The sequence below is a fragment of the Streptomyces sp. NPDC050535 genome, assembly GCF_044457665.1.
In the GTDB taxonomy this organism is placed as follows: domain Bacteria; phylum Actinomycetota; class Actinomycetes; order Streptomycetales; family Streptomycetaceae; genus Streptomyces.
This window is the reverse complement of sequence record NZ_JBITHE010000002.1, coordinates 202,439-229,040: the sequence shown is the minus strand read 5'-3', so window position 1 is coordinate 229,040 and position 26,602 is coordinate 202,439. Positions and strand designations below refer to the sequence as shown.

The 26,602-nt window shown below is 69.9% G+C and carries 24 protein-coding genes and 1 tRNA gene; 20 read left to right on the top strand and 5 right to left on the bottom strand.

What is annotated here, in order from left to right; genetic code table 11:
* Positions 1-140: 140 nt before the first annotated feature.
* Both rfbC and ACIBLC_RS06010 read right to left on the bottom strand, forming a co-directional pair.
* The gene (rfbC, locus tag ACIBLC_RS06015; RefSeq protein WP_399209489.1) at positions 141-734 is read right to left on the bottom strand and encodes a dTDP-4-dehydrorhamnose 3,5-epimerase; all 594 of its coding nucleotides are present in this window, start codon (positions 732-734) and stop codon (positions 141-143) included.
* 65 nt (positions 735-799) lie between these two features.
* Positions 800-2,833 carry a glycosyltransferase family 2 protein gene (locus tag ACIBLC_RS06010; protein ID WP_399209488.1) on the bottom strand — a complete coding sequence of 678 codons (2,034 nt, stop codon included), beginning with the start codon at positions 2,831-2,833 and terminating at the stop codon, positions 800-802.
* 371 nt (positions 2,834-3,204) lie between these two features.
* Between ACIBLC_RS06010 and rplU the strand changes: the two genes are divergently transcribed.
* From rplU to ACIBLC_RS05955, 11 genes are all read left to right on the top strand, one after another.
* Positions 3,205-3,525, top strand: coding sequence for a 50S ribosomal protein L21 (gene rplU / locus ACIBLC_RS06005; protein WP_081221565.1), 321 nt, complete (start codon positions 3,205-3,207; stop codon positions 3,523-3,525).
* Positions 3,526-3,539: 14 nt separating this feature from the next.
* A complete protein-coding gene (gene rpmA / locus ACIBLC_RS06000) occupies positions 3,540-3,794 on the top strand; it encodes a 50S ribosomal protein L27 (protein WP_255971503.1) in 255 nt (84 codons plus the stop codon).
* Between the two features lie 135 nt (positions 3,795-3,929).
* The gene (gene obgE, locus ACIBLC_RS05995) at positions 3,930-5,366 is read left to right on the top strand and encodes a GTPase ObgE (protein WP_399209487.1); all 1,437 of its coding nucleotides are present in this window, start codon (positions 3,930-3,932) and stop codon (positions 5,364-5,366) included.
* 143 nt (positions 5,367-5,509) lie between these two features.
* On the top strand, positions 5,510-6,760 hold the full coding sequence (locus ACIBLC_RS05990) for a hypothetical protein (RefSeq protein WP_399209486.1): 1,251 nt from the start codon (positions 5,510-5,512) through the stop codon (positions 6,758-6,760).
* Between the two features lie 225 nt (positions 6,761-6,985).
* Complete coding sequence (locus ACIBLC_RS05985) at positions 6,986-8,485, top strand: D-ribitol-5-phosphate cytidylyltransferase (protein ID WP_399209485.1); 1,500 nt, start codon at positions 6,986-6,988, stop codon at positions 8,483-8,485.
* A gap of 172 nt (positions 8,486-8,657) precedes the next feature.
* Complete coding sequence (locus ACIBLC_RS05980; protein WP_399209484.1) at positions 8,658-10,838, top strand: hypothetical protein; 2,181 nt, start codon at positions 8,658-8,660, stop codon at positions 10,836-10,838.
* A 253-nt stretch (positions 10,839-11,091) separates the two neighbouring features.
* Positions 11,092-12,198 (top strand): glutamate 5-kinase, encoded by a 1,107-nt coding sequence (gene proB / locus ACIBLC_RS05975; RefSeq protein ID WP_399209482.1) that lies wholly within the window; start codon positions 11,092-11,094, stop codon positions 12,196-12,198.
* Positions 12,199-12,418: 220 nt separating this feature from the next.
* Entirely contained in the window at positions 12,419-12,877 is a 459-nt protein-coding gene (locus tag ACIBLC_RS05970) for a hypothetical protein (protein WP_399209886.1), read from the top strand.
* A gap of 73 nt (positions 12,878-12,950) precedes the next feature.
* The gene (locus tag ACIBLC_RS05965; protein WP_399209481.1) at positions 12,951-14,237 is read left to right on the top strand and encodes a glutamate-5-semialdehyde dehydrogenase; all 1,287 of its coding nucleotides are present in this window, start codon (positions 12,951-12,953) and stop codon (positions 14,235-14,237) included.
* A 59-nt stretch (positions 14,238-14,296) separates the two neighbouring features.
* Positions 14,297-14,938, top strand: coding sequence for a hypothetical protein (locus ACIBLC_RS05960; RefSeq protein ID WP_399209479.1), 642 nt, complete (start codon positions 14,297-14,299; stop codon positions 14,936-14,938).
* Positions 14,939-15,062: 124 nt separating this feature from the next.
* The gene (locus ACIBLC_RS05955; protein WP_399209478.1) at positions 15,063-16,130 is read left to right on the top strand and encodes a hypothetical protein; all 1,068 of its coding nucleotides are present in this window, start codon (positions 15,063-15,065) and stop codon (positions 16,128-16,130) included.
* 143 nt (positions 16,131-16,273) lie between these two features.
* Here the strand turns inward: ACIBLC_RS05955 and ACIBLC_RS05950 are convergent, their stop codons facing one another.
* Positions 16,274-17,404 (bottom strand): M48 family metallopeptidase, encoded by a 1,131-nt coding sequence (locus ACIBLC_RS05950; protein ID WP_399209477.1) that lies wholly within the window; start codon positions 17,402-17,404, stop codon positions 16,274-16,276.
* A 95-nt stretch (positions 17,405-17,499) separates the two neighbouring features.
* Between ACIBLC_RS05950 and ACIBLC_RS05945 the strand changes: the two genes are divergently transcribed.
* From ACIBLC_RS05945 to ACIBLC_RS05915, 7 genes are all read left to right on the top strand, one after another.
* Positions 17,500-17,658, top strand: coding sequence for a hypothetical protein (locus ACIBLC_RS05945; protein WP_399209475.1), 159 nt, complete (start codon positions 17,500-17,502; stop codon positions 17,656-17,658).
* Between the two features lie 313 nt (positions 17,659-17,971).
* Positions 17,972-18,136 carry a hypothetical protein gene (locus ACIBLC_RS05940; protein WP_235479157.1) on the top strand — a complete coding sequence of 55 codons (165 nt, stop codon included), beginning with the start codon at positions 17,972-17,974 and terminating at the stop codon, positions 18,134-18,136.
* A 332-nt stretch (positions 18,137-18,468) separates the two neighbouring features.
* Entirely contained in the window at positions 18,469-19,032 is a 564-nt protein-coding gene (nadD, locus tag ACIBLC_RS05935; RefSeq protein ID WP_387187079.1) for a nicotinate-nucleotide adenylyltransferase, read from the top strand.
* A 19-nt stretch (positions 19,033-19,051) separates the two neighbouring features.
* Positions 19,052-20,839: a LytR C-terminal domain-containing protein gene (locus ACIBLC_RS05930; RefSeq protein ID WP_399209474.1), complete on the top strand. Its 1,788-nt coding sequence runs from the start codon at positions 19,052-19,054 to the stop codon at positions 20,837-20,839.
* A gap of 245 nt (positions 20,840-21,084) precedes the next feature.
* Positions 21,085-21,528: a ribosome silencing factor gene (gene rsfS, locus ACIBLC_RS05925; RefSeq protein WP_399209473.1), complete on the top strand. Its 444-nt coding sequence runs from the start codon at positions 21,085-21,087 to the stop codon at positions 21,526-21,528.
* Positions 21,525-22,196, top strand: coding sequence for a histidine phosphatase family protein (locus tag ACIBLC_RS05920; protein ID WP_399209471.1), 672 nt, complete (start codon positions 21,525-21,527; stop codon positions 22,194-22,196). Before rsfS ends, ACIBLC_RS05920 begins: the two co-directional genes overlap by 4 nt.
* Before the next feature lie 116 nt (positions 22,197-22,312).
* A tRNA-Ala gene (locus ACIBLC_RS05915) sits at positions 22,313-22,385 on the top strand.
* Positions 22,386-22,438: 53 nt separating this feature from the next.
* Here ACIBLC_RS05915 and ACIBLC_RS05910 read toward each other — a convergent pair.
* The gene (locus ACIBLC_RS05910) at positions 22,439-23,353 is read right to left on the bottom strand and encodes a helix-turn-helix transcriptional regulator (protein WP_399209470.1); all 915 of its coding nucleotides are present in this window, start codon (positions 23,351-23,353) and stop codon (positions 22,439-22,441) included.
* Positions 23,354-23,470: 117 nt separating this feature from the next.
* Here ACIBLC_RS05910 and ACIBLC_RS05905 point away from each other — a divergent pair, with 117 nt between their 5' ends.
* Together ACIBLC_RS05905 and ACIBLC_RS05900 are read left to right on the top strand one after the other, a co-directional pair.
* Complete coding sequence (locus ACIBLC_RS05905; RefSeq protein ID WP_399209469.1) at positions 23,471-24,940, top strand: MFS transporter; 1,470 nt, start codon at positions 23,471-23,473, stop codon at positions 24,938-24,940.
* 246 nt (positions 24,941-25,186) lie between these two features.
* On the top strand, positions 25,187-25,420 hold the full coding sequence (locus ACIBLC_RS05900) for a hypothetical protein (protein WP_010986886.1): 234 nt from the start codon (positions 25,187-25,189) through the stop codon (positions 25,418-25,420).
* Here the strand turns inward: ACIBLC_RS05900 and ACIBLC_RS05895 are convergent.
* Complete coding sequence (locus tag ACIBLC_RS05895; RefSeq protein WP_399209468.1) at positions 25,389-26,570, bottom strand: glycosyltransferase 87 family protein; 1,182 nt, start codon at positions 26,568-26,570, stop codon at positions 25,389-25,391. The two genes, ACIBLC_RS05900 and ACIBLC_RS05895, sit on opposite strands and share 32 nt — an antisense overlap.
* Between the last annotated feature and the right edge of the window lie 32 nt (positions 26,571-26,602).

Sequence of the window (26,602 nt, the reverse complement as noted above, 5' to 3'; positions counted from 1 at the left end):
GGGGCGGGCCGGCGCCGCGGGCGCCGTGCGGGGGGGGGGGGGGGGGGGGGGGCGCCCCCCCCCCCCCCCGGGGGGGCCCCCCCCGCGCCCCCCCCCCCCCCCCCCCCCCCTCCTGGTGTTCTCGGACGCGTTCCCCGCTGTCAGCCGCGCAGCCGCTCGGCATACGCCTGGCAGGCCGCGTAGGAGGGCAGCAGGCCCTGTGCCTCGGCCTCGGCCAGGGTCGGCGCCGCGGAGTCCTTCTCGGACAGCACGGGCGTCAGGCCCGTCGGCCAGGCGATGCCCAGCTCGGGGTCGAGCGGGTGGATGCCGTGCTCGCGCTGCGGGGCGTATCCCTCGGAGCAGAGGTAGACCACGGTCGCGTCGTCGGTCAGCGCCATGAAGGCGTGCCCGAGGCCCTCGGAGAGGTACACGGAGTGGTGGTCGGCGTCGTCCAGCCGCACGGCCTCCCACTGCTTGTACGTGGGGGAGCCGGTGCGGATGTCGACGATGACGTCAAGTACCGCGCCGCGTACGCACTTCACGTACTTGGCCTGGCTCGGCGGCACGTCCGCGAAGTGGATGCCGCGCAGCGTGCCGCGGCTGGAGACCGAACAGTTGGCCTGCGCCAGGTTCAGACCGTGGCCGGTGGACTCGGCGAAGTCCGCCCCCTTGAACCACTCGTGGAAGCTCCCGCGATCGTCTGGGAAGATCTTCGGTTCGTGCACCCAGGCGCCCGCGATGCTGAGCTCCCGCATGGTGATCACATCCTCAACTGTGGTGCGTGTATTGCTTGTCCCGCGTGTACGTGGTGCGCGGCCGGTCAGCCGACCAGCTTGGCCGCGAGCTTGCGGAGCTTCTTGCGGGCAGGGGCGGGGAGCCTGCGCACGACCGGACCGCCGACGGCGCGCAGTCCGCGCCGGACGACCGACCTGCGGTGCTTGCGCACCTCCGCCGTCACGACCTCGGGGTCCACGACCGCGAGATCGTCGCCGAGCCGCAGCCGTCCGGTGCCGGTGACCGTGACCCGGCAGAGCGGCAGGGCCTCGCCCTTGGCGCCGTCCAGCCTCACCGAGAGGTTCCAGACGCCGGTCGTCGCGGCCGGGGCGCGCTCCGGGAGCGGGAGGTGGACCCGGCCGGCGACATGACGGGTCCGCGCGGGCAGCGTGTGCTTCGCGCCGCCTTCCTCGGAACTCAGGACCAGCTCGACGTTCAGCGGGCCGGCCGCGGCGCGGGTGAAGATGTCGAGCCGGAGTTCCGGCTTGCTGCCGGGCATCCGCAGCACGGGGCGGCCCTCGAGGTACGTCGCCATCTTCTTGGCGCGGCGCTCGACGTCGAAGGTGAGGTTGCCGTGCGGGTCGGTGAAGTACGGGATGACCGGGCGGACGGTGGAGCCGAGCAGCGCGGGCAGGCAGTCGGCGTCGACGTGTGCCGCGCGGTCGGCGCCCAGCCGGGCCTTGCGGACCACACCGAGACCGCGGACCGGCACCCAGATGTCCCAGAAGCCGCGGGAGACCGGGCCGCGGCCCTTGCCGCCCTGGGGGTTGACCTTGCCGGAGCCGCGCAGGACGACCTCGCAGGCGTCGTCGCCCAGGTCCTCGACGGTGGCGGTGAACTCGGCGGGGCAGGACCACTCGACGGCCGTCTCGCGGTTGCGCATGGACATCTCGGCCTTGAAGCCGTCCATCTCGTCCGTGACGTCGACCAGTTCGCCGTCACCCAGCAGGTCCTGGGTGAACTCCGGATGCAGGAAGATCCGGCCGTCGCGGCGCAGCAGCTTGAGCGGTTCGCCGTCCTCGCCGTGCACCAGCCGGACGGTGACGCTCACGGACATCCTGCCGTCGGGCTGCCAGCCGACGTTCTCCAGCCGGGCGGCGCCCTTGATGGAGGCGGCGAAGCGGGCGATCCGCAGCAGGCCCTGGCGGTCGTCACGGCGCAGCAGCGTGGACCGGACGCGGGTGAGCGCGCCGAGCCCGTCGTGCACTCCGTCGCCCATGAAGTCCTTGGCCAGCGGCTGGATGGCGTCGCACATCTCGTCGAGGTAGGCCGCGTCGTACTTCAGTACGGAGGGCTCGCTGAGCCTGCCGAGCATCTCGACCCGGTAGAAGCGCCGGAGCAGCAGGTCCCGGAAGTCCCCGGGCTCGGTGTTGGCGACCACGACGTCGAGGACCTCGCGGAGGTTCCCGTAGTAGCCGGACGGGACGATCTTCGCGGATCCCGCGTTGTTCCCGTCGTCGCGCTTCGAGTAGTAGTAGCAGGTGTAACTGCCCAGAATGGAGACGACCTCGGCGGGGAAATACGCCTCCATCATGTACAGCTGGTCCTCCAGGCGCCGCTTTCCCTCGGGATAGGCGATCTTGTTCTCGCGGAGGAACTCGGTGCGGAACATCTTGTGCGGCGTGAGGCTGTCGTACAGCGGGGCGTCCTGGAGGGTGCACTTCTCGCGGTCCAGGCGGAAGACGCCGTGCGGGACACCGCGGAAGTTGCTGGCCACCTTGCCGATGACGATGTCGGAGCCGTTGCGGTGCCCCATGTCGTACATCCGGCGCAGGGCGTCGGAGGCGAGGTAGTCGTCCTGGTCGAGGAACTGGACGTACTCTCCCGCGGCCTCGCTCACGCCGATGTTCCGGGGTTTGCCGGGCCAGCCCGAATTCGGTATGTGGATGACCCGGAAATGCGGGTGTTCCTCGGCGAGGGCGTCCAGTTCGGCAGGTGTTTCGTCGGTCGAGCCGTCATCGACGAAGAGAACCTCGAACTCCTCGGCGGGCAGGCTCTGCCGCAACAGTGAGTCGATGCACGGCTTGATGTACTTCCCGGGGTTGTAGACCGGGATGATGACGCTCACCTTGGTCGGCATGTACTTGTACCTGTCTCCTGTCGGACGCCCTGAGGGGGTGGCCATCTTGTGTATGGCGGGTGGCCGTCACGTGTATGGCTGGAGTCACAGCGTATCCGCAGGGGTTTCGGGTACAAAGACGAGTTGTGGTGTCGCGCGCTCGGTGCCCCGCGGGGGCGGACCGGCCCGGTTTGACCGGGCCTGGAGCGCCCCGTAACCTTGACCCTCGGTGTGTCTCTGTGCACACCCATCCCTGAGCACCCCACCTCCTGTTCTCCGAAGCGTTTCTGAGGACAGGGGAGGCCGCTCGTCCGAATCCGGATCATCGGGCCCTCGGGTCCGTGTGAGCGGCTGGCGTCAGGGGTCCGGTCCCGAGTGAAAGAGAGATCCGCGTGTACGCCATCGTGCGCAGCGGTGGTCGCCAGCACAAGGTTGCTGTCGGCGACATCGTTGAGGTTGACAAGATTTCCACTGCCAAGGTTGGCGACACCGTAGAGCTCTCTACGCTGCTCGTTGTCGACGGCGAAGCCGTGACCAGCGACCCCTGGGTCCTTGCCGGCATCAAGGTCCAGGCCGAGATCGTGGACCACCACAAGGGCGTCAAGATCGACATCCTTCGCTACAAGAACAAGACCGGTTACCGCCGTCGTCAGGGCCACCGCCAGCAGTACACGGCGATCAAGGTCACTGAGATCCCCGCGGCTGCGAAGTAAGGGACTGAGGAGACATGGCACACAAGAAGGGCGCATCGTCCACTCGGAACGGGCGCGACTCCAATGCTCAGCGGCTCGGCGTGAAGCGCTTCGGCGGTCAGACCGTCAACGCCGGTGAGATCCTGGTCCGCCAGCGTGGCACCCACTTCCACCCGGGCAACAGCGTCGGCCGTGGCAAGGACGACACGTTGTTCGCGCTTGCCGCCGGTGCGGTGGAGTTCGGTACCCACCGCGGCCGCAAGGTCGTGAACATCGTTCCGGTCGCCTGACCGGTACTTTTCGCGAGGCGGACCTCACTTCCCCCACGGGAAGCGGGTCCGCCTTTCGCGTGTTTTCAATGGATGAGGCCCTGTGAAGGGCACGGCATCCGAAAGACTTTCCGTACGTAACTGGAGGCACATCCCATGACCACCTTCGTGGACCGCGTCGAGCTGCATGTCGCCGCGGGTAGCGGAGGCCACGGCTGTGCCTCCGTGCACCGGGAGAAGTTCAAGCCGCTCGGCGGCCCGGACGGCGGCAACGGCGGCCGGGGCGGTGACGTGATCCTGGTGGTCGACCAGTCCGTGACCACGCTGCTCGACTACCACCACTCCCCGCACCGCAAGGCGACCAGCGGCAAGCCCGGCGAGGGCGGCAACCGGTCCGGCAAGGACGGGCAGGACCTGATCCTGCCGGTGCCGGACGGCACGGTGATCCAGGACAAGGCGGGCAACGTGCTCGCCGACCTGGTCGGGCACGGCACGACGTACGTCGCCGCGGAGGGCGGCCGCGGTGGCCTCGGCAACGCGGCACTGTCCTCGGCCCGCCGCAAGGCGCCCGGCTTCGCGCTGCTCGGTGTGCCCGGTGGCCTCCAGGACATCGTCCTGGAGCTGAAGACCGTCGCGGACGTGGCTCTCGTCGGCTACCCGAGCGCGGGCAAGTCCTCGCTGATCTCGGTGCTGAGCGCGGCCAAGCCGAAGATCGCGGACTACCCCTTCACGACCCTCGTCCCCAACCTCGGTGTGGTGACGGCCGGTTCGACCGTCTACACGATCGCCGACGTGCCCGGGCTCATCCCCGGCGCCAGCCAGGGCAAGGGCCTCGGCCTGGAGTTCCTGCGGCACGTCGAGCGGTGCAGCGTGCTGGTGCACGTGCTGGACACGGCGACCCTGGAGTCCGAGCGCGACCCCGTCTCCGACCTCGACATCATCGAGGAGGAGCTGAAGCAGTACGGCGGCCTCGGCGACCGGCCGCGCATGGTCGTCCTCAACAAGATCGACGTACCGGACGGCAAGGACCTCGCCGAGATGGTGCGGCCCGAGCTGGAGTCGCGCGGCTACCGCGTCTTCGAGGTGTCCGCGGTCGCGCACACGGGCCTCAAGGAGCTGTCCTTCGCCCTCGCCGAGACCGTCGGCCAGGCGCGCGCCGCCAAGCCCACGGAGGAGGCGACCCGCATCGTCATCCGCCCGAAGGCGGTCGACGACGCCGGCTTCACCGTGGTCCGCGAGGAGGACGGCCTCTACCGCGTCCGCGGCGAGAAGCCCGAACGCTGGGTCCGCCAGACCGACTTCAGCAACGACGAGGCCGTCGGCTACCTCGCCGACCGGCTCAGTCGGCTCGGTGTCGAGACGGAGCTGATGAAGGCGGGCGCCCGCTCCGGCGACGGCGTCGCCATCGGCCCCGAGGAGAACGCGGTCGTCTTCGACTGGGAGCCCACGGTCATGGCCGGCGCGGAGATGCTCGGCCGCCGCGGCGAGGACCACCGTCTCGAAGCGCCGCGGCCCGCCGAACAGCGCCGCCGTGACAAGCAGGCGGAGCGGGACGAGTCGGAGAAGGAGTACGACGACTTCGAGCCCTTCTAGGCTGGGTCCTCACTCGTTCGCACCACCTGATGCGGTTCCAGCCGGGTCCTCACCCGTACGAACCACCCGATGCCCTGGGACTCACCTGAGTCCCAGGGCATTCTCAGCGTCTCCTCAGCATCTCCTCTTAACGTCCTCTTACCATGGAGATCGATTGTTCGACATCTGACATGAGGGCCCCGGCAACGGCCGCGCCGGCCCCGCTCCCCGTGGGCACCCGGCTGCTGCACATAGGTCCGCACAAGACCGGGACGACCTCGATCCAGGGCGCGCTGTTCGCCGCGAAGGACGCGATGGCCGGGCACGGTGTCGACTTCCCGGCACACAGCAGACACCCCATGGAGGCGGCGCTCGCGGCCTGCGCCCGGCCCGGGATGATCGGCGACACCCGGCCCACCGAGAAGCACTGGCAGCGGCTCGTGGAGCAGGTGCACGCCACCGGGAAGCGCACCTCGGTCGTCAGCAGCGAGTTCTTCGCCGACGCCCCGGACGACGAGGCCGTCGCACGAGTCGTCGACGACCTCGGCCGCGACCGCGTGCACGTCCTGATCACCCTGCGCCCGCTGGCGAGGATCATGCCCTCGCAGTGGCAGCAGTACGTGCAGAACGGGCTCCGCATGGGATACGAGGACTGGCTCACCCACATGCTGCGCAAGGCCCCGTACGAGAAGCCCAACCCGAGCTTCTGGCGCCGGCACCGCCACGACCGGCTCGTCGAACGCTGGGTGCGGGTCGTGGGCGCCGAGAACCTCACCGTCGTGGTGGTCGACGACAGCGACCGGGGCGGCCTCATGCGCACGTTCGAGTCCCTCCTCGGTCTGCCCGACGGTCTCCTGGTCCCGGAACCGGACACGGCGAACCGTTCGCTCACACTCGCCGAGACGGAAATGCTGCGGGAACTGAACAAGGAATTCCGCGGAAACGGCCTGCCCGACGAGCTGTATTCCAAGCTGGTGCGCGGCGGCGCGGTCATGCGTATGAAGAACACCTGCCGTCCCGCCCCGGGAGACGCGCGGATCACCACTCCGGCATGGGCACTGGACGCGGCCGCGGACATCGGCGCGGAAATGGCCGAACGGATAGGGGCCATGGGCGTACGGGTGCTCGGAGACCCGGCGCTGCTTTCCGTCGTACCGGCCGCGAAAGGCCTCGTACCGGCCGCGGGAAATCCCGTACCGGATTCGGAAAGCGACGTACCGGCCGGGCGGAGCGCCGAGCCGGCGCCCGTGCGGATCGACCCCCAGGTGGCGGCCCAGGCGCTGTACGGCGTGCTCGCCGTCGCGGCCGCCGCGCCCGCGCGCCGGGCCGCGGTGCGGTCGGTTCACCAGACCTCGTCCAGGGAACTCGTCCGGGTGCTGGGCCACCGGGTCCTCAAGCGGCTCAAGCGGTCCTGAAACCGAAGCGCGCGCGTCCGGCACCGATGTGAAGGACGCACGTAAACCCTGTGCAGTTACTCACAGCAAATCCGGACAATCCGGTTCGGATTCCCGGAAGGCACCTGCGTGCAAGGTGAATAACCGGTGGCGTGCACATATGCGGCAGACATCGCTCACCTTGCACGTCGGTAACCGAAAGTGGGACCATTCAAACGTTCCCTGTTGCCCCAAGGTAGGTCGCCTGTGTCTGAGCACTTTGCCAAGCCCCGTACCACCGCAGTGATCCTGGCTGGTGGGACGGGTCAGCGCGTGGGTCTGTCGATTCCGAAGCAGCTGCTGAAGATCGCCGGCAAGGCGGTCATCGAGCACACGCTGGCCACCTTCGAGAAGGCCGGCTCGATCGACGACATCATCGTGCTGATGGCCCCGGGCTATGTGCCGGACGTCGAGAAGATCGTCGCGAAGGCGGGCTTCGCCAAGGTGACGAGGATCATCGAGGGCGGTTCGACGCGGAACGACACCACCGAGCGTGCCATCGCGGCCCTCGGCGAGGGCCTGGCCGAGGGTGAGGACGCCAACGTCCTCTTCCACGACGCCGTGCGCCCGCTGCTGTCCGAGCGCGTCATAGACGACTGCGTCGCCGCCCTGGATCGCTACCAGGCCGTCGACGTCGCCATCCCGTCCGCGGACACGATCATCGTGACCCGCACGCACGGCGAGGACGGCGAGTTCATCACGGAGATCCCGGACCGCTCCCGGCTGCGCCGCGGCCAGACGCCCCAGGCGTTCAAGCTGTCGACCATCCGCCGCGCCTACGAGGTCGCCGCGAACGACCCCAATTTCCAGGCCACCGACGACTGCAGCGTCGTACTCAAGTACCTGCCGGACGTGCCGATCCACGTGGTCGCGGGCGACGAGTACAACATGAAGGTCACCCAGCCCGTCGACGTATTCATCGCCGACAAGCTCTTCCAGCTCGCCTCCACGGCCGCGCCCGAGCAGGCCGACGAGGCCGCCTACCGCGAGCTGCTCACCGGCAAGACCGTCGTGGTCTTCGGCGGCTCGTACGGCATCGGCAAGGACGTCGCCGAGATCGCCGCGGGCTACGGCGCCAGGACGTACGCGCTGGGCCGCTCGACCACCGGCACGCACGTCGAGAACCCCGAGGAGGTCGACGACGCGCTGTCCACGGCGTACGCGGAGACCGGGCGCATCGACTACGTCATCAACACCGCGGGCGTCCTGCGCATCGGCAAGCTCGCCGAGACGGACAACGCGACCATCGAGGAAGCGCTGAAGGTCAACTACCTCGCGCCGGTGCAGATCGCCCGCTCCTCCTACAAGTACCTCGCCGAGACCAAGGGCCAGCTCCTTCTCTACACGTCCAGCAGCTACACCCGCGGGCGCGCCGAGTACAGCCTCTACTCCTCGACCAAGGCCGCCATGGTCAACCTCACCCAGGCGCTGTCCGACGAGTGGGCCGGTGACGGCATCCGCGTCAATTGCATCAACCCCGAGCGCACCGCGACCCCCATGCGGACCAAGGCCTTCGGCCAGGAGCCCACCGGCTCGCTGCTCTCCTCCGAGGCCGTCGCGCGCACCTCGCTCGACGTGCTGCTCTCCGAGCTCACCGGGCACGTCATCGACGTCCGCCAGCAGGACCCGACGGCCGAGGCCGGAAAGGCCTCCGGCTTCGAGGCGGCGCTGGCCGGCGTTCTCGACCGCCAGGACGGCGTGGCATAATTAATTAGCGGCTCTTCTGGAATTCAGGCCTCTGTGGTTGCGTATTTTCCGCGCATTCGCAGAGGCCTGAATCCGTAAAACTCCAGACGCCTCGTTACTCTCATTATTCTTCTTTCTGGCAATAAACCCGCACTCACCAAACCCGCACTCACCACCAAGAGCAGGTTTCTCCGTGATAACGACCGCTATTCGCGTTGCCCGGGTGGGCAGCGCGGCCGAGCTGGCCGCGGCGGCCCTCATGATGCTGGGCTTCCCCTGCCTCATGCTCGCCGCGCTCGTGCCGAGCGTCCCCGCCTTCGCGGCCGCGGCCGCCGTGACGTATCTGGCGGACCACTATCTGCACCGACGCGGCAGCTATCTGATCAACCGCCTCGGCAAGGTGCGGGCCGGCCTGTCCATCAGGTTCCTGATCCGGGAACTGCTCCTGGTGCTGCTCCTGGCGCGCCTGGACCTGTCCGAGAGCATGGTCTTCTACGCGGCGATCGCGTGTTTCCTGACCTTCTTCGGCTTCCAGGCCCCGCACAGCGCGCTGGTCACGCTGATCCGGTCGCGTCGCAAGATGCCCGTCGCCACCCGTAACATCGACCTCGGCTCCCGCATCCGCATCCCCGACGCGCCTCCGAACGGCCTGCTGAACCGGTCCGCCGAGAAGATGCTCCACCTCGACCTGGCCGCGGTCGTCGGCGTGCTCGTCACCGCGGCGACCGACTCCACCGTGTACGGGTTCGCCGGCATCGGCATCACGCTCACGCTGGCCTTCGGCTACGTCGCCGTGCTCGTCCCGTACCTCCGCGGGAAGAAGGTTCCGCCGAACGCGGACAAGGTGCTGGCGGCGGTCGACGGCTGGCTGCGCGACCACCGCCCTGAGACGGTGCTCTACTTCTCCGGCTCCAAGGACTCGGCCTACCAGGTCAACATGTGGCTGGAGACGATGGAGCAGCTGGACACCCGGCCGCTGATCATCCTCCGCGAGCGCGCCATACTGGAGCTGATGGCCCCCACCACGGTGCCGGTCATCTGTGTGCCCGGAGGGGTGCACCTGATGAACATGGACCTGTCCACGGTGCGGGTCGCGCTGTACGCGGCGAACGTCGGCAAGAACATCCACCTGCTGCGGGTCCCGACCATGAAGCACGTCTTCATCGGCCACGGCGACAGCGACAAGCTCGCCAGCGTCAACCCCTTCAGCAAGGCGTACGACGAGGTGTGGACCGCCGGACGCGCGGGTCGCGACCGCTACGCCATCGCCGACGTCGGCGTCCGCGACGAGGACATCGTCGAGGTCGGCCGGCCGCAGCTCGCGCCCATCCAGACCCGGCAGGGCGGTTCCGAGGGGGCCGGTGGGGGATCCGCCGCCGACGGCATCCCGACGGTCCTGTACGCGCCCACCTGGGAGGGCTGGGACGGCAACCCCGGCAACACCTCCCTGCTGCTCGCGGGCGGGAACATCGTGCGGAAACTGCTCGCCGCCGACCCGCCGGTCCGCGTCCTCTACAAGCCGCACCCCTTCACCGGCACCGTCAGCGCGCAGGCCAAGGCCGCGCACGAGCGGATCGTCGCACTGATCGTCAAGGCGGCCGCCGAGCGCGGCGCCGACCCCCGCTTCGCCGCCGACGCCGCGGCCCGGAGCGCGGCCCGGGCCGAACTGACCGGCATGGAGGCCCGCATCGCCGAGCTGACCGGCGGCACGGTGGCGGGCGACGAGGCCGAGGCCACCCGCGACGGCATGGCCGACCTGGCCAAGCACGCCGAGGTCCTCCGGCTGCGGACCGAGTGGAACGACGCGTACTGGCGTTCGGCCGGAGCCTGGGAGCACCGCGTCATCATGGGCGCCGAGCCGCGCCTGTACGACTGCTTCAACGTCTCCGACGCGATGGTCTCCGACATCTCCAGCGTGGTCTCCGACTTCATCGCGAGCGGCAAGCCCTACGCCGTCACGGACTCCGCGGAGCTCGGCGCCGAGGAGTTCAAGCGGCAGAACACCGCGGTGCGTGCCGCCGTGATCCTGACCAACTCCGCCGCCGAACTGACCGAGCTGCTCGCCGCGGTGCGCGATCCGGCGGCCGACGCGCAGGCTCCCGAACGCCAGGAGCTCAAGCGGTATCTGCTCGGCCCCGACGAGCCGACCTCCATCGAGCAGTTCAACTCCGCGGTGCGGCAGCTGGCGCGGAAGGCCGAGACGCGCAACCTCGGCCAGGAGACCGGTGCTTCGGCCGCGGAGACCCCGGCTCCGGGCGCTCCGGCTCCGGACGCCGCCGCCCCGGACGCGGCGGCCACGGCCGCGGACCTGGCCGGTGCGCTTCCCGGCCGGACGGCGACCGACGAGGCCGGTGGGGCGCCGGTCAACGGCTGATCGCGATCTCTGCCTGATCCGCCGGACAGGCCCGCTTCAGAGAGCCCGGCTCCCGAGGATTCGTCCCGGGAGCCGGGCGCTCTTGTCCGGCAGGAGTCCGCGGGCGGTCCGACCACTGGACGAAAGCGCCCAAGGTGTCTGTCCGGGAAGTGGACCGCGGCGCGACGCCCGGTCCCCTTCGCGTAGATTGCCGGGCGGGGAAGCCGGACCGAACGCGAGGGGACGCACGCAGGTGGCAGGGGCAAGGCAGGCCGTGGCGCAGGCTCACCGGATCGTCGTCAAGGTGGGGTCCTCCTCGCTGACCACCGCCGCGGGCGGCCTCGACGCGGACCGGGTCGACGCCCTCGTCGACGTACTCGCCAAGGTGCGCGGCGGCGGCGAGCGGGAAGTCGTCCTCGTCTCCTCCGGCGCCATCGCCGCCGGACTCGCCCCGCTGGGGCTGCGCCGCCGCCCCAAGGACCTCGCCAGGCAGCAGGCGGCCGCCAGCGTCGGCCAGGGCCTCCTGGTCGCCCGCTACACCGCCTCCTGCGCCCGTCACGGCCTCCGCGTCGGGCAGGTGCTCCTCACCTCCGACGACACCAGCCGCCGCGCCCACCACCGCAACGCCTCCCGCACCCTCGACGAGCTCCTCGCGATGGGCGCCCTGCCCGTCGTCAACGAGAACGACACCGTCGCCACGGACGAGATCCGCTTCGGCGACAACGACCGGCTCGCCGCGCTCGTCGCCCACCTCGTACGGGCCGACCTGCTCGTCCTGCTCTCCGACGTGGACGGCGTCTACGACGGCGACCCCGGCAAACCCGGTACGTCGCGGATCGCGGAAGTACGCGGGCCCGCGGATCTCGACGGCATCGACATGAGCGGCGCGGGCAAGGCCGGCGTCGGCACCGGTGGCATGGTCACCAAGGTCGAGGCGGCCCGGATCGCGACAGGCGCGGGCATCCCCGTCGTCCTGACCAGCGCGGTCCACGCCGCCGACGCCCTCGCGGGCCGGGACACCGGCACCTACTTCCACCCCACCGGACGCCGCTCCGCCGACCGGCTGCTCTGGCTCCAGCACGCCTCGACACCGCGGGGCGCGCTCACCCTGGACGACGGGGCGGTGCGCGCGGTCGTCGAGCGCCGTACCTCGCTGCTGCCCGCGGGGATCGCGTCCGTCGAGGGCGAGTTCACCGCCGGTGACCCCGTGGAGCTGCGCGACAGCACCGGGCGGGCGGTCGCGCGGGGGATCGTCAACTTCGACGCCAAGGAGATCCCCCAGCTCATCGGACGCTCGACCCGGGAGCTGGCACGTGAACTGGGACCGGCGTACGAACGTGAAGTCGTCCACAGGGACGCGCTCGTCCTTCTCCACCGCTAGGCGTTCCCGGACCCGCACGAGGCCCCGCACGTGCAGACACCCCGTGCACCGGCACGTGCGTTTGCCGGGGAGTTGTCCCATAAACGTCCGAAAGCCCGTCCTCCGCCGGGGGACGTTCCGTAAAACCGCCACGCGAAGGCCTCCCACCTGCTCAACTTTGTTGCAGGGAGACCCCCGATATTCGGTACACCATTGCGTGAAGGAGGCCGTCGTGAGACGAGTGCGCCCTGGGGCGGCGGCGTCCCGCGGTGGTGCCGCCTCCCGTGCGGTGGGTGAGGAAAGGGCGCTGACGAGCGTCGCGGCCGGAGACACGTACGAGAGCGAGAAGCCGGCGGACCAGCCCCGGCTGTGGCACGTCACGCTGAGCGTCTCGGGTGACGAGGCACCGTTGAAGGAGGTCAGGCGCGGTCTCGAACAGCTCGCCCACGACCACCCCTTCCTGCTGACCAGCCGGTACGCCAACGACCACGCCGAGATCCGCTACTGGGAAGAGGCCCGCGACCTGCACGACGCGGCGGCCGTCGCGCTGCGCCTGTGGGGCGAGCACCGGCAGACCGCCAAGCTCCCGCCCTGGGAGATCGTCGGCCTTGAGGTCATCGACCGCGAGACCTATCACCATCGGATCGCGGAGGGCTACGGTCCGCTGCCGGCCACACCTGTCGGCGTTCACCCCTTTTGAGTCATCTTCACCGTGTGTCTCGGGGTTTGGGACAACGGCTGAACGCATCCGTTCGGAGCATTACGCTGCCGACATGACCACGCTTTCGCCGTACGACTCGATGTCCCCGGTCACCCAGGCCGCCTACCGCGCGAAGTCCGCCGCCGCCGACCTCGCGCCCCTGCCGCGGGCCGAGAAGGACGACGCGCTGCTCGCGATCGCGGACGCGCTCGAGGTCCGTACGAGCGAGATCGTCGCGGCCAACGCCAAGGACGTCGCGCGCGCCCGCGAGGCCGGCACCAGCGAGACCGTCATCGACCGGCTCACCCTCACGCCGGAGCGCGTGCGCGCGATCGCCTCGGACGTGCGGGACGTGGTGGCGCTGCCCGACCCGGTCGGCGAGGTCGTCCGCGGCTCGACCCTGCCGAACGGCATCGACCTGCGCCAGGTCCGCGTCCCGCTCGGCGTCGTCGGGATCATCTACGAGGCCCGCCCGAACGTGACGGTCGACGCGGCCGCCCTCTGCCTGAAGTCCGGCAACGCCGTGCTGCTGCGCGGCTCGTCCTCCGCGTTCGAGTCGAACACCGCCCTGGTGCGGGTCCTGCGCGACGCCGTCGGCGGCGCCGGGCTGCCCGCCGACGTCATCCAGCTCGTGCCCGGCGAGGGCCGCGAGTCGGTACGTGAGCTGATGCGCGCCCGCGGCCTGGTCGACGTCCTCATCCCGCGCGGCGGCGCCTCGCTGATCCGCACGGTCGTCCAGGAATCGACCGTCCCGGTCATCGAGACCGGCACCGGCAACTGCCATGTGTACGTCGACGCGCACGCCGACCTCGACATGGCGATCGACATCCTGATCAACTCCAAGGCGCAGCGGCCCAGCGTGTGCAACTCCGCGGAGACGCTCCTGGTCCACCAGGACATCGCCCCGGAGTTCCTGCCGCGGGCCCTGGACGCCCTCGCGGACGCCGGGGTCACCGTGCACGCCGACGAGCGCGTCCTCGCGTACGCCAAGGGCTCCAGGGCCACCGTCGTGGAGGCCACGGCCGAGGACTGGGACACCGAATACCTGTCGTACGACATCGCCGCCGCCGTCGTGGACTCGCTCGACCGGGCGGTGACGCACATCCGGCTGTGGAGTTCCGGTCACACCGAGGTGATCGTCACCGGTTCGCAGCAGGCGGCCCGCCGGTTCACCCAGTTGGTCGACTCCACGACGGTCGCGGTCAACGCCTCGACCCGCTTCACGGACGGCGGTCAGTTCGGCTTCGGCGCCGAGATCGGCATCTCCACCCAGAAACTGCACGCGCGGGGGCCGATGGGGCTGCCGGAGCTGACGAGCACGAAGTACATCGTCACGGGGGACGGACACGTACGGCGCTGACACGGGGCGCGTGAGACGCGTCTCGTCAGGTGGATGAATTTCCATACCGTCTGCCCAAAATGACCCCCCAGGTCTACTCTGGATCCGTGCCGGAGGACGTGGGGGGCTCGCCGTTTCCCGACGGCTGGGAGCCCGACGACGACCGCGACCGCGGGGGTGCGGACGAAGAGTTCGCCACCGTGGTCTTCGACGAGGACTTCGTACGGGCTGCCGCGATCCATGAGCCGACCGCCGTGGAGCGGCTGCTGGCCGCCGCCCAGGCCCGCGCGGAGGCCTCCGAGGCCGAGGCGCGCCGGGCACGCACCCGGGGCCCACGCGGCGACGACGAGCGCTACGAGGACGGGTTCGGCCCCGACGGCCAAGGCGAATTCGGCCATGACCCGGATCTGGGCGACCTGGACGACACCGAGGTCCTGGAGCGCCGGTACGGCGCGCCGGGCACGTACGGCAGGGCGTACGGGAAGCACACCCGCTGGCAGCGCCCCGTCGCCTGGATGCTCGCCCTCGTGATGGGCATCGGCATGGTCGCGCTGGCCTTCACCGCGGTCTACCGGGGAGCGTCCTCGAACCGTCAGGAGCAGGTTCCGCAACCCGCCTCCACGGGCCTCGAACAGGGCCTGGAGAAGATCATCGGCAGCAGCCCCTCCGCTTCGGCCGACTACTCTCAGCCGGCGGTCTCGGCGGTGCCCCGCACACCGTGATCAACGCGGCGTGATCACCGAGACGAACCCGTGGCGAACACCGCGACGACTCCGGTGAGAACCTGTCAGAACCTGTGGTGCGGTGGCGCGTTTACCTGAGGCTCCTGAGACCTACTCTGAAGGTATGGGCGAGCCTGGAGACCCACCTGAGGGGACCCCCGAGGGTGCTCCCGCAGGTGGAGATGACGAGTACCGATCCGTCGTCTTCGACGAGTCGTTCGTCCGCGCTGCCCGCCTCCAGGAGTTCTCCGCGCAGGAGCGCATCGCCGACCACGCCCCGGCCGTACGCCGCCGCCAGCCCATCCACCGCGGTCTCTCCCGGCAGGCACTGATCCTGGTCCTGCTGATCGCCGTCGCCTTCGGCACCGCGATCTACATGGGCGTACGCCACCCGTACCAGACCCCCGTCGCCCAGCCCCCCGAGCCGCTGCGGATGACGGTGATCCCGCTCGCGCCGCAGACCGCCGTGCCCGGGGCCGCGAGCGCGGAGGACCTGTACGCGAACAGTCCGGCCGCACAGTTCCGCGTCGGTGCCGACGGCATCACGCTGCCCGCCTCGCGGCGCACCGCGCACTTCTCCGACAGCCAGGTCGTCACCGCCCTGACCACCGCCAAGGACTACCTCGTCGAGTCCTCCCTCGACCCGCAGGTACTCACGGGCGACGCCACCCGGCCCGTACGGATTCTGCTCGACCCGCAGCAGCTCGACCAGTTCGACCAGAGCTTCGCCCGCCCGACCGCCGACGGGCGGCACGCCCCCACCGGCTGGCTGGTCCGCTTCGACGCGACCCGGGTCCGGCTCGCCGACCCCAAGATCCGGGTGCAGGGCTCTCTCCAGGCCGCGGAGTTCGACTCGAACACCCTGGAGATCATCGCCGACCACACCTTCGTGTACGCGCTCAGGCCGACGGGCGCGGACGAGCAGGCGGACGCCTCGCTCTTCACCGTCCGGCGCGAGCTGCACTTCCGCTTCGACCTCGACGACCTGCGCATGCACCAGACGGAACTGGTCGTCTCCTACGTCCAGGCCGGACCGCTCGCCTGCTCCGAGGACTCGGTCAACCAGCTGCGTCCGCTGCTCGCGGGGCAGACGGCGAAGGCGGGCGGTCCGGCCGGCACGGACCCGTACGCGACCGGCAGCGCCACCGCGCTGTGCGGATCGCTGGCGACGAGCGCGCAGCCGAAGATCTGAGCGCCGCCGCCGCCCTCCGGGCCCTGGGTTCCGATGGCCTCTCGCTCGGACGGCCTCTCGCTCGGGTGTGCTTCTTGCCCGAGTGGCCCTCCCCCTCGAATGGTCTCTTGCCCGAGTGGCCTGCTGTCCGGGCTGTTTCCCGGTCAGCCGTTGGGACGCTCCTCGTCGGGGCGCTCGTCGGTGTCCCGGGGCGGCGTGTCCTTGGGCGAGCCGCTCGTGTCCCTCGGCGCACCGCCCGCGAAGCCGCCGAAGCCGCGCCGCACCCGGCCGCCGAGGTCGCCCGCGCCGCCCGCGATGTCGCCGACCAGCTTCATCAGCGGGTCCTTGGAGCTCTTCACGTCGGAGGCGTAACTGGCCGCCGACTGGCGGAAGGAGTCAGTGACCGAGGTGTCCTTGTCCTCGTCCCGCCGCGGGTAGTGGCCGTCCATGATCCGCTGGTAGTCGCGGGACTCGGCCCACTTCTTCAGCTCGGCGGCGCGCACGGTGGTGAAGGGGTGGCTGCGCGGCAGCACGTTGAGGATCTTGAGCACCGAGTCGCGCAGGTCGCCCCCCGCCTCGTACTCCTCGGCCTGCGCGAGGAACGCGTCCACGTTCATCTCGTGCAGGTGGTTGCCGCCCGCGATCTTCATCAGGCCGCGCATCGAGGCCTGCTGATCCTGGCCGACCAGGAGTCCGGCGCGGTCCGCCGACAGCTCCGACTTGCGGAACCACTCGCGCAGCGCGGTCACGATCGCCATGATCGCGAGGTTGCCCAGCGGGATCCACGCGACGCGGAGCGCCAGGCTGGTCAGGAACAGCAGTATCGTCCGGTAGACCGAGTGCCCGGACAGCGCGTGGCCCACTTCGTGGCCGACGACCGCCCGCATCTCCTCCTCGTCCAGCAGCTCCACCAGGCCGGTGGTGACGACGATGATCGGCTCGTCCAGGCCGATGCACATCGCGTTCGGCTGTGGGTCCTGGTTGACGTACATCGCCGGGACCTTCTCCAGGTCCAGGATGTAACAGGCGTCCCGCAGCATGTCGTTGAGGTGCGCGAACTGGGCGTCCGAGACGCGCACCGAGTCGGACAGGAACAGCAGCCTCAGACTGCGTTCCGGAAGCAGGCCGCTGAGCGCCTTGAAGACGGTGTCGAAGCCGCTGAGCTTGCGCAGGGCCACCAGGGCCGAGCGGTCCGCCGGGTGTTCGTACGCCCGCGAGGAGATCCCCTCGAAGCGCCTGCGCTGCCTGCTGGGCACGTTCTCGTGCCCGTTCTGCTCGTGGCTGTCATCGGACATGTGTTCCCCCATGCTCTGAGTGCCGTGCCCCCGAAGCGGGCTCCAGCGTAGGCGGAGATACCGTGATGGGGCAGCACACGTAAGGAGCTATCCCCATGGAGCACATTCCCGCGGCCCTCTGGCTGACCGAGGCGGCGGACGCCGCCGACCGACAGGGGTCGGGCGATCTGCTCCGTGTCGTGCTGGTCGTGATGGTGCTGGGCTCCATCCTGTTGGCGTGGATCCTGCTGCGCGGCTACAAGCGGGACGACTGAGGTTCACTGAGGTTTCCCTCGCCGAGGTTTCCGCCGACGAGGTTTCCGTCGGCCCGTGCGCGTGCCGCCGGCCAACTTCTACTCCTTCTCCTTCTCCTTCTCCTTCTCCTTCTCCTTGACTGACGTCGGCGTCGTCGTTGGCGTTGCCTGGGTCGGGGGAGCTTCGGGTCGCGTTCCGGATGCCGGTTGTGGGCCGGTGGTCGCTTGAGCGTCGTGCGTCACCAACGGCGGAGTCGGCGTGATCGTGGCCGAGCCCCACGCTTACGATGGACCGACCTCTTTATCCCGCCCACACCGGATAGGTTCTGCCGAGATGAGCTTCCACAGCACCGCCGCACAGTTGGTCACGCTCGCCGCCGAGGGCGAGGAGCACGGCGGCAACCACGAGAGCCTCAGCCCCTACCTCACCGGCGGCGGCGCCTTCTTCGTCCTGATGCTGCTGCTGTGGATCACCACGCGCTTCAACCGGGACCGCTGACACCCACCGGGCCGCTCGGGACCCCTGTCGATCAGTGCCCGTAGGCCGGGCCGGTAGGGTCTGCACGCATGGGAGAGCAGGACATGCCTACCGGTCCGGCGAGTGACACGGAGAGCGGCGCGGCCGACGGCAACGCGAGCGGCGGGATCGCCGGAGGCGCGGCCGGCGGCGGCACGGTCGCCGGTGGCACTGCCGGTGGCGGTACGGCGGTCGGTGATTCGGCGGGCTCTGGATCGCAGAGTCCTGGTGCGGTGAGTCCCGGCGTGGTCAAGCGTCTGACGATCGGCCCCGGGAACGCCCCCTCGAATCCGGGCAAGCGCCGCCTCGGCGTCATGGGCGGAACGTTTGACCCGATCCACCACGGGCACCTCGTGGCGGCCAGTGAGGTCGCCGCGCAGTTCCACCTCGACGAGGTGGTGTTCGTGCCGACCGGGCAGCCGTGGCAGAAGACCGACCGCAAGGTCACCCCGGCCGAGGACCGCTATCTGATGACGGTCATCGCGACCGCGGAGAACCCCACGTTCTCGGTGAGCCGCATCGACATCGACCGCGGCGGACCGACGTACACCACGGACACTCTGCGCGACCTGCGCGAACTCAACCCCGACACGGACCTCTTCTTCATCACCGGCGCCGACGCGCTCGGCCAGATCCTCACCTGGCGGTACGCGGAAGAGCTGTTCTCCCTCGCGCACTTCATCGGGGTCACCCGGCCGGGTCACACCCTGACCGACCCGGGGCTTCCCGAGGGCGGTGTCTCGCTCGTCGAGGTCCCCGCACTCGCCATCTCGTCCACGGACTGCCGAGCGAGGGTCGCCAAGGGCGATCCTGTCTGGTATCTGGTGCCGGACGGTGTGGTGCGCTACATCGACAAGCGTGAGCTGTACCGCGGCTAGTGAGCCGAGAGGGGCACCGGTGAACGACCGATACGACGGGTACGCGAGCGGCGACCAGTACGAAATCGTCGGCTACGACGAGTTCGGGCAGCCTGTGTACCGGCAGGTGTCGCCCCAGCAGCCTCAGCAGCAGGGCTACGACACCTACGGACAGCAGCAGCCGCAGGGCTACGGCTACGACCCGTACGCGACGGACCAGCAGCCACCCGTGTCGCCGTACGACACCGGTCAGCAGCCGGTGTCGTCCCATGACACCGGCCGGCAGCCGCCCGTTACCGCCTACGACTCACCCAACTCCTACGACCCGTACGGCGCCGGCGCACCCGGAGCTGCCGGGACCTCGACCGGGTACGACCCGTACGGGCAGACGGGGCAGGTCGGTCAGGCGGGGCAGGTCGGTCAGGCGGGGCAGTTCGGCCCGGCGGGGCAGACCTCAAGTACCGGTCAGCAGCCCAGGGTTGCCGAGCAGACCGCGTACATCCCGCAACAGGCGGGTCCCACGGGTCCCGCGGAGCAGAGCGAGCCGCGGGCCGACCGGGACTACCGCACCGAGCAGTTCGCCTTCGTCGAGGAGCAGGAAGCCGAGTCCGAAGACGTCATCGACTGGCTGAAGTTCACCGAGAACCGCACCGAACGCCGCGAGGAGGCCAAGCGCCGCACCCGCGGCCGGATCATAGGCCTGGTCGTGGTGCTCGCCCTGGTCGCGACCGGCGGCGTCGGCTACCTCTGGTACGCGGGCAAGCTCCCCGGTCTGTCGTCGACGAGTGAGAAGTCCGGCACCGCCACATCCCCGGCCGCCCAGAAGCGCGACGTGGTCGTCGTCCACCTGCACAACACCAGTGGAAGCGGCACCTCCACGGTTCTGCTCGTCGACAACACCACCACCAAGCAGGGCACCACCGTCATGCTGCCCAACTCCCTTGCCGTAACGGACGACGACGGCAACACGACCACGCTCGCCAAGTCCGTCGACGACGACGGTTCGGCCGGGACCCTGGACGCCATCGACACCGTCCTCGGCACCGACATCGAGGGCACCTGGCGTCTCGACACCCCGTACCTCAACAACCTCGTCGAACTCGTCGGCGGCATCGACCTCGACACGAACGCCGATGTGCCGGACCCCGATGCGAAGAAGAAGGGCGAAACGTCCCTCGTGAAGAAGGGCACGGACCAGTCCCTCAGCGGCAAGATGGCCGTCGCCTACGCCACCTACCAGGCCTCCGGCGAGTCCCAGACCGCCCAGGTGGAGCGGTTCGGGCAGGTCATGCAGGGCGTGCTGCGCAAGCTGTCCTCCGACCCGCAGGCCGCGACGACCACCGTGCAGACCCTGGCGCAGATCCTCGACCCGTCACTGACCGACAAGGACCTGGGCACCCTGCTCGCGAAGCTGGCCGATCACGCCAAGAACGGCGACTACAAGTCGGCGCTGCTGCCCGTGCAGCAGGACGGCACCCTCAGCGAGGAGGCCACCGACAGTGTCGTCAAGGACGTGCTCGGAGGCACCGTGAAGAGCCCCGAGGCGGGCGCCGCCGTCCGCGTCGGCATCAAGAACGCCACCGGCGACAAGGACACCACCCAGCAGGCCCGCGTCGTCCTGGTCAACGGCGGCTACACCTTCCTGGACTCCGGTACGGCAGCCGCCGCCCAGAGCGTGTCCCAGATCACGTACGCGGACGCGGCCCAGAAGGGCAACGCCGTCGAGGTCGCCAAGACCCTGGGCCTGCCCACCAGCTCGGTGAAGAAGGGCACGGTCACCTCCAACGCGGACGTGTCCGTGGTCCTCGGCCAGGACTACGAGCCGTAGGCGGCAGGCGGTACGCCCTAGAAGGCAGGGGCAGGCGTGACGGAGCGCCTGCCCCTGGGACGGCCCTACGCCTCGTGCCGGGGCGCCCGGCCGGCCTCTCGCCCCGGGACGGCCGGCGGTCCGTCCGGGGGACGGGCGGAGGTCCGCCCGAGGCGCCCTGAGCAGGGTCCGCGAAACGCGTGGGGTGTCGTCGGCGGTCCGTGAGACCCTTGGGTCATTACTGACCGCCGACGGAAAGCCGCGTAGTGACCGCCACGGACCGCTCCATCGAGCTCATCAAGACCGCCGCACAGGCGGCCGCCGACAAGCTCGCGCACGACATCATCGCGTACGACGTCAGCGACGTACTCTCGATCACCGACGCCTTCCTGCTGGCGTCCGCGCCCAACGACCGCCAGGTCAAGTCGATCGTCGACGAGATCGAGGAGCGGCTGAGCAAGGAACTGGGCACCAAGCCGGTGCGCCGCGAGGGCGACCGCGAAGCCCGCTGGGTACTGCTCGACTACGTGGACATCGTGGTGCACGTGCAGCACAGCGAGGAGCGGGTCTTCTACGCCCTCGAGCGGCTCTGGAAGGACTGCCCGGAGCTCGACCTGCCCGCCGACGCCAAGGCGACCCGAGGCAAGAGCGCCGAGCACGCCAAGCTCCAGGATGCGGAGGGCGCCGCCGAGCTCGGAGAGCTCCGGTGAGCGCCGCGGGTGCCGAGGCCGGGAAGAAGCCCGGCCGGGGCCGCCGCGTCATCCTCTGGCGGCACGGCCAGACCTCCTGGAACGTGGAGCGCCGCTTCCAGGGCAGCACCGACGTCGAGCTGACCGAGACCGGCATCGGTCAGGCCCGCCGCGCCGCCCGGCTGCTCGCCTCGCTGAAGCCCGACGTGATCGTCGCCTCGGACCTCAAGCGCGCCGCCGACACGGCCGCCGAGCTCTCCGTGCTGACCGGCCTCGACGTCACCCACGACGAGGGCCTGCGCGAGACCTACGCGGGCGTCTGGCAGGGGCTGACGCACGACGAGATCATCACCCGGCACGGCGACGAGTACTCCGCGTGGAAGCGCGGTGAGCCGGTGCGCCGCGGCGGGGGCGAACTGGAGAGCGAAGTCGCCGACCGCGCCGCCCCCGTGGTGCTGCGGCACGCCGAGAAGCTCCCCGACGAAGGCACCCTCGTGGTCGTCAGCCACGGCGGCACGATCCGCACCACCATCGGCCGCCTGCTCGGCCTGGAGTCCCAGCACTGGGAGAGCCTCGGCGGTCTCTCCAACTGCTGCTGGTCAGTCCTCGGGGAGGGCGCCCGAGGCTGGCGTCTCCTGGAGCACAACGCGGGAACACTGCCGGAGCCGGTCCTCGGCGACGACGACTGAGCGGCCCCCAGGGGCCCGCGTCCGGTCCCGCGGACCCGTCGGGACCGGATTTCACTTTCCGGCTGGTCGCAGGCTAAAGTTCTTCTTGTTCGCCCCGCCGGGCGGGAAGAACACACGGGGCTATAGCTCAGTTGGTAGAGCGCCTGCATGGCATGCAGGAGGTCAGGAGTTCAATTCTCCTTAGCTCCACAGATCGACTCTTTCGAGTTGTCAAAGATCAGTGATGAAGGATCCCGTTCCCGTCAGGGAGCGGGATTTTTTGTTGCCGCCGTCTGTTGCTGACCGCTGACGTCTTCGACGTCGTTTCCGAACAGCTGTCGGTGCCGCCGTAGATCCCTGAGCCGCGCCGTCCGCTGGTGCGTCTCCTCGTCGTCCGGCTGGTACACCACGACCCGGCACTCGGGCATGCCGTGGATCGACAGGGAGACGGACGTCATCCGCAGCTCACCGACCGCCGTGTGCCGGAACGTCTTCACCCGCGGGCCCGGCTGAGCCACGTCGCCGTCGCGCCACAGCCTGGCGAAGAGGGGGCTGGCCTCCGACAGCTCGCGTATGAAGTCCTCCCATACGGGTTCGCCGGCATGCAGCCCGTACGACGAACGCAGCGTCGCCACCATCACCGGGAGCTCGCTCTCCCGGAACACCAGCGGACAGTCCGGCTCGGGCACCGTGAACAGCGTCCACAGCACGTTGCGTATCCCCGGTCCGCGGTTCATCGGCACGAAGAACACGTCGCGGTAGGCGGGGTTGGTGGCCAGGATGTCGAACCGTGAGTTGTAGACCACCGCCGGGTGCGGGTCCAGGGCGTCGAGAATGCCCCGCACCTCCGGGCCCACGGCCAGCGCGGCGGTCTGCGGATCCGCCTCGTACGGCACCTCGGCCAGGTGGTACAGGTGCTCGCGCTCGGGCTGGTCGAGGCGCAGCGTGCGCGCCACCGCGTCCAGGACCTGCGCGGACGCGTTGATCGGGCGGCCCTGCTCCAGCCAGGTGTACCAGGTGACACCCACGCCGGAGAGCTGTGCGACCTCTTCACGGCGCAGTCCCGGTGTGCGGCGCCGGAATCCTGGCGGCATCCCCACGTCGCCGGGTGTCACCCGGGCCCGCCTGCCGCGCAGGAAGGCGGCCAGCTCCGGCCTGCGGCGCTGTGTTCTGTCCATCGGCTCACACCCCCGTCCCCCATCGTCCGTGCTCGGCCCGTCCGCTGCCAGGTGCTGGCAGTACCAGCATCGGCGGGCTCTCGTTACCCGTATCCGGCTGCCGCCAGGCTCGATGGCATGACGACGACAACCCCTTCAGGACCAGGTCCCACAGCAGGTCCAAGTCCTGTGACCAGTAAAGCCCCTGGCACTGACAATCGCCCCGGACGGCTGCTCGCGGTCGTCCTCGCGGCCCAGTTCATGGCACTGCTCGACGTCTTCATCGTGAACGTCGCGGTGCCCACGATCGGTTCCGAACTCCACGCGTCCGGCGCCGCCCTGCAACTGGTGGTCGCCGGGTACACCATCTCGTACGCCGTACTGCTGATCACCGGAGCGCGGCTGGGTGACCGGCTCGGCCACCGCCGTGTCTATCTGGCCGGGCTCACCCTCTTCACCGCCGCCTCGCTGGCCTGCGGACTGGCTCAGGGCACCGGCGAGTTGATCGCCTTCCGGCTGGTACAGGGCGCCGGGTCGGCCGTGATGATCCCGCAGGTTCTCAGCCTCATCCAGCGCAACTTCACCGGCGAGGCACGTGCCCGGGCGCTCGGCGCGTACGCGGCAGTCCTGGCGACCGGCGCCGCGGCCGGGCAGGTGCTGGGCGGCGTCCTGGTCAGCGCCGACCTGTTCGGCACCGGCTGGCGGCCGGTGTTCCTCGTCAACGTGCCCGTGGGCCTCGTCCTGCTGGCCGTCGGCAGGCGTGTACTGCCGCCGGACAACGCTCGGGCCCTTGAGCGTTCCCGCGGTCTCGACCTGCCGGGGCTCGTCCTCCTCGCCGCCGCCGTCTCGTTGTTCACCGTGCCGCTCGTGCTGGGGCAGGAGGAGGACTGGCCGCTGTGGTCCTGGCTGTCGCTGGGCGCGGCCGCCGTGTGCTTCGTGCTGTTCTGCCTGTACGAGTCCCGGCTCGCCCGGCGCGGCGGGGCACCGCTGATCGCGCCGAGGGTGTTGCGCCACCCCGGCGTAGGCCTCGCGGTCTTCCGGCTGCTGGCCGTGATGGCGGTCAACGCCGGCTTCCTGTTCACGCTCACGCTGCACATCCAGGGCGGTCTCGGCTACAGCGCGCTGCGGGCGGGACTCACCTTCGCGCCGACCGCGGTGGTCTTCGGCCTGGTCGGTCTGACCTGGCGCAACTGGCCGGCGTCCTGGCAACGTGCCCTGATTCCGGCCGGGTTCGCCCTCGCCGCGGCCTCGGTGGTCGGCGTCGGTCGCGTGCTGAAGGACGGGGGTGACGGCGGCCCGCTGCTGTACGTCGCGTTCGCGGGCGTGGGCGTCGGCCTCGCGCTCGGTTTCAGCCCCACCCTCACCAGGGCCCTGGCGACCGTGCGGGCCGAGGACGCGGCGGACGCCAGTGGCCTGCTCGCGACGGTCACCCAGGTCGGTCAGCTGATGGGGGTCGCGGCGTTCGGCACACTCTTCCTGAACCGGCTTGAGTCACATGCGGCCCCCGGGGCGTATACCTCTGCGGACGCGCTCCTCGCGTGCATGTACGCGCTGGCCGGGACTGCCACGCTGGGTGCTGTGTCCGGACTGGTACGCAGGCGTCGCTGACCGTATTGCTCCGGGCGTGGCAGAATCAAACGGCCGGAAGGGGGCGCGGCCCGACGGGAGGGAGTAGCGATGCCTGCGAGCATCTCCGAGGAGGTCGACGATCTTCCCGAAGCGGCACAGACACGCAGAAAAGTCACTCTCCTTGACTGCCCTTCCTGTGGATCGGTCCACGTCGCCCAGGTTCTCGGCGACAACGGAGGAATCTCCTACGTGTGCACGGCCTGCGGCCACAGCTGGAGCTGATCGATGGGTGCGCACAGGCGAAAATGCGATTGGTGCGGCAGTGGTACGCCGATCGTCCGCGACATGGAACCGGTCAACCACGACTACCAGTACTGGTGCGAGGAGTGCGCGCGGGCGCTGATCATAAAAGGCGATCCGATCGAGACGTACCGCGAACTGGAGGGGGAGCCCATCTACGGCCGGCTCCTCGATGAGCACTGCACGCTCAAACGGTTCTATTCGTTCGCGACAGCCTGAGCCCGGTGACGAGCAGAAAGGCGAAACCGGCTCCTACGTAGAGCGCGGACAACGTCAACTCGAAGCCACTCTGGTGAAGTTCGAGCCTGCCCGGGCCATGTGGCACCCACCACAGCGCGTACGAGAAGAAGACCGGCGCCGTGCAGAGCGCGACGGTCCGGCAGGTGGTCGCGAGGAGCGGCATCATCGGTACGCACCACACCCAGTGGTGCGACCACGACACCGGGCTGACCAGCAGAGCCGTCACCGCACACGTGACCACCGCCCAGGAGCGCCGCCCGCGCAGTTCGGCGACCACCGCCAGGGTGAGGCCCACAGTGCCCGCCACAGCCGCTGTGGCGGCCCACCAGGCGCCGGGCTCCGTGGTGTGCAGCAGCCTGGCCAGGACGCCGCGCAGCGACTGGTTCGCGGTGTCCTCCACGAGCCCCACCCGACCGGCCTCGAAGACCATGCGGGTCCAGAAGCGCCATGAGTCGTACGGCAGGACGGCCGCCGCGAGCAGTGTCGCCCCGGCGAACGCGGCGGCCGCCGTGCGGGCGTGCCGTAACCACGGTCCTCCCGGGCCACGCCGCAGGTACTCCACCAGGCCGGTGAGCAGCAGGAACACCGCGAAGAGCGCGGGAGTCAGTTTGACCGCCGCCGCGATCCCGATACCGACCCCCGCCCAGCGGTGGCCGGGCCGCCGGGTGAGGTCCCACAGCACCAGTACGGCGAGCAGCAGATTGATCTGCCCGTACCGCAGGGTCGTCCACACCGGCTCGCACCACACGGCTGCCGCCGAGACCCACCAGACGCTCTCCACGCGCGCGTGGCCGGCGAGCCGCAGTGAGAGGGCGACGAACACCACAAGGAGGGCCAGGTTTCCGGCCGTTGCCAGGGTCCGCATGCTCGCCGTGTCCAGCAGTGTCAGGGGTGTGAACAGCAGCGCCGCGAACGGCGGGTAGGTGGTGGGCAGATGGGCCTCGGTCGTGCGCAGGGCGTAGAGGTCGCCGCCCGCGCGGACCGTCTCGCCCTCCGCCCGGTACACCATCAGGTCGATCATCGACACGTGCGCCGCCCGCTGCGCGCACCAGAAGGCCGCGAACGACAGCAGGCACGCCCCCAGGGCGACGGGCACCCGGCGGGCACGGGGCACGGCGATCACGGTCACGAAGGCCGACACTATCCCGCATATCCGAATTG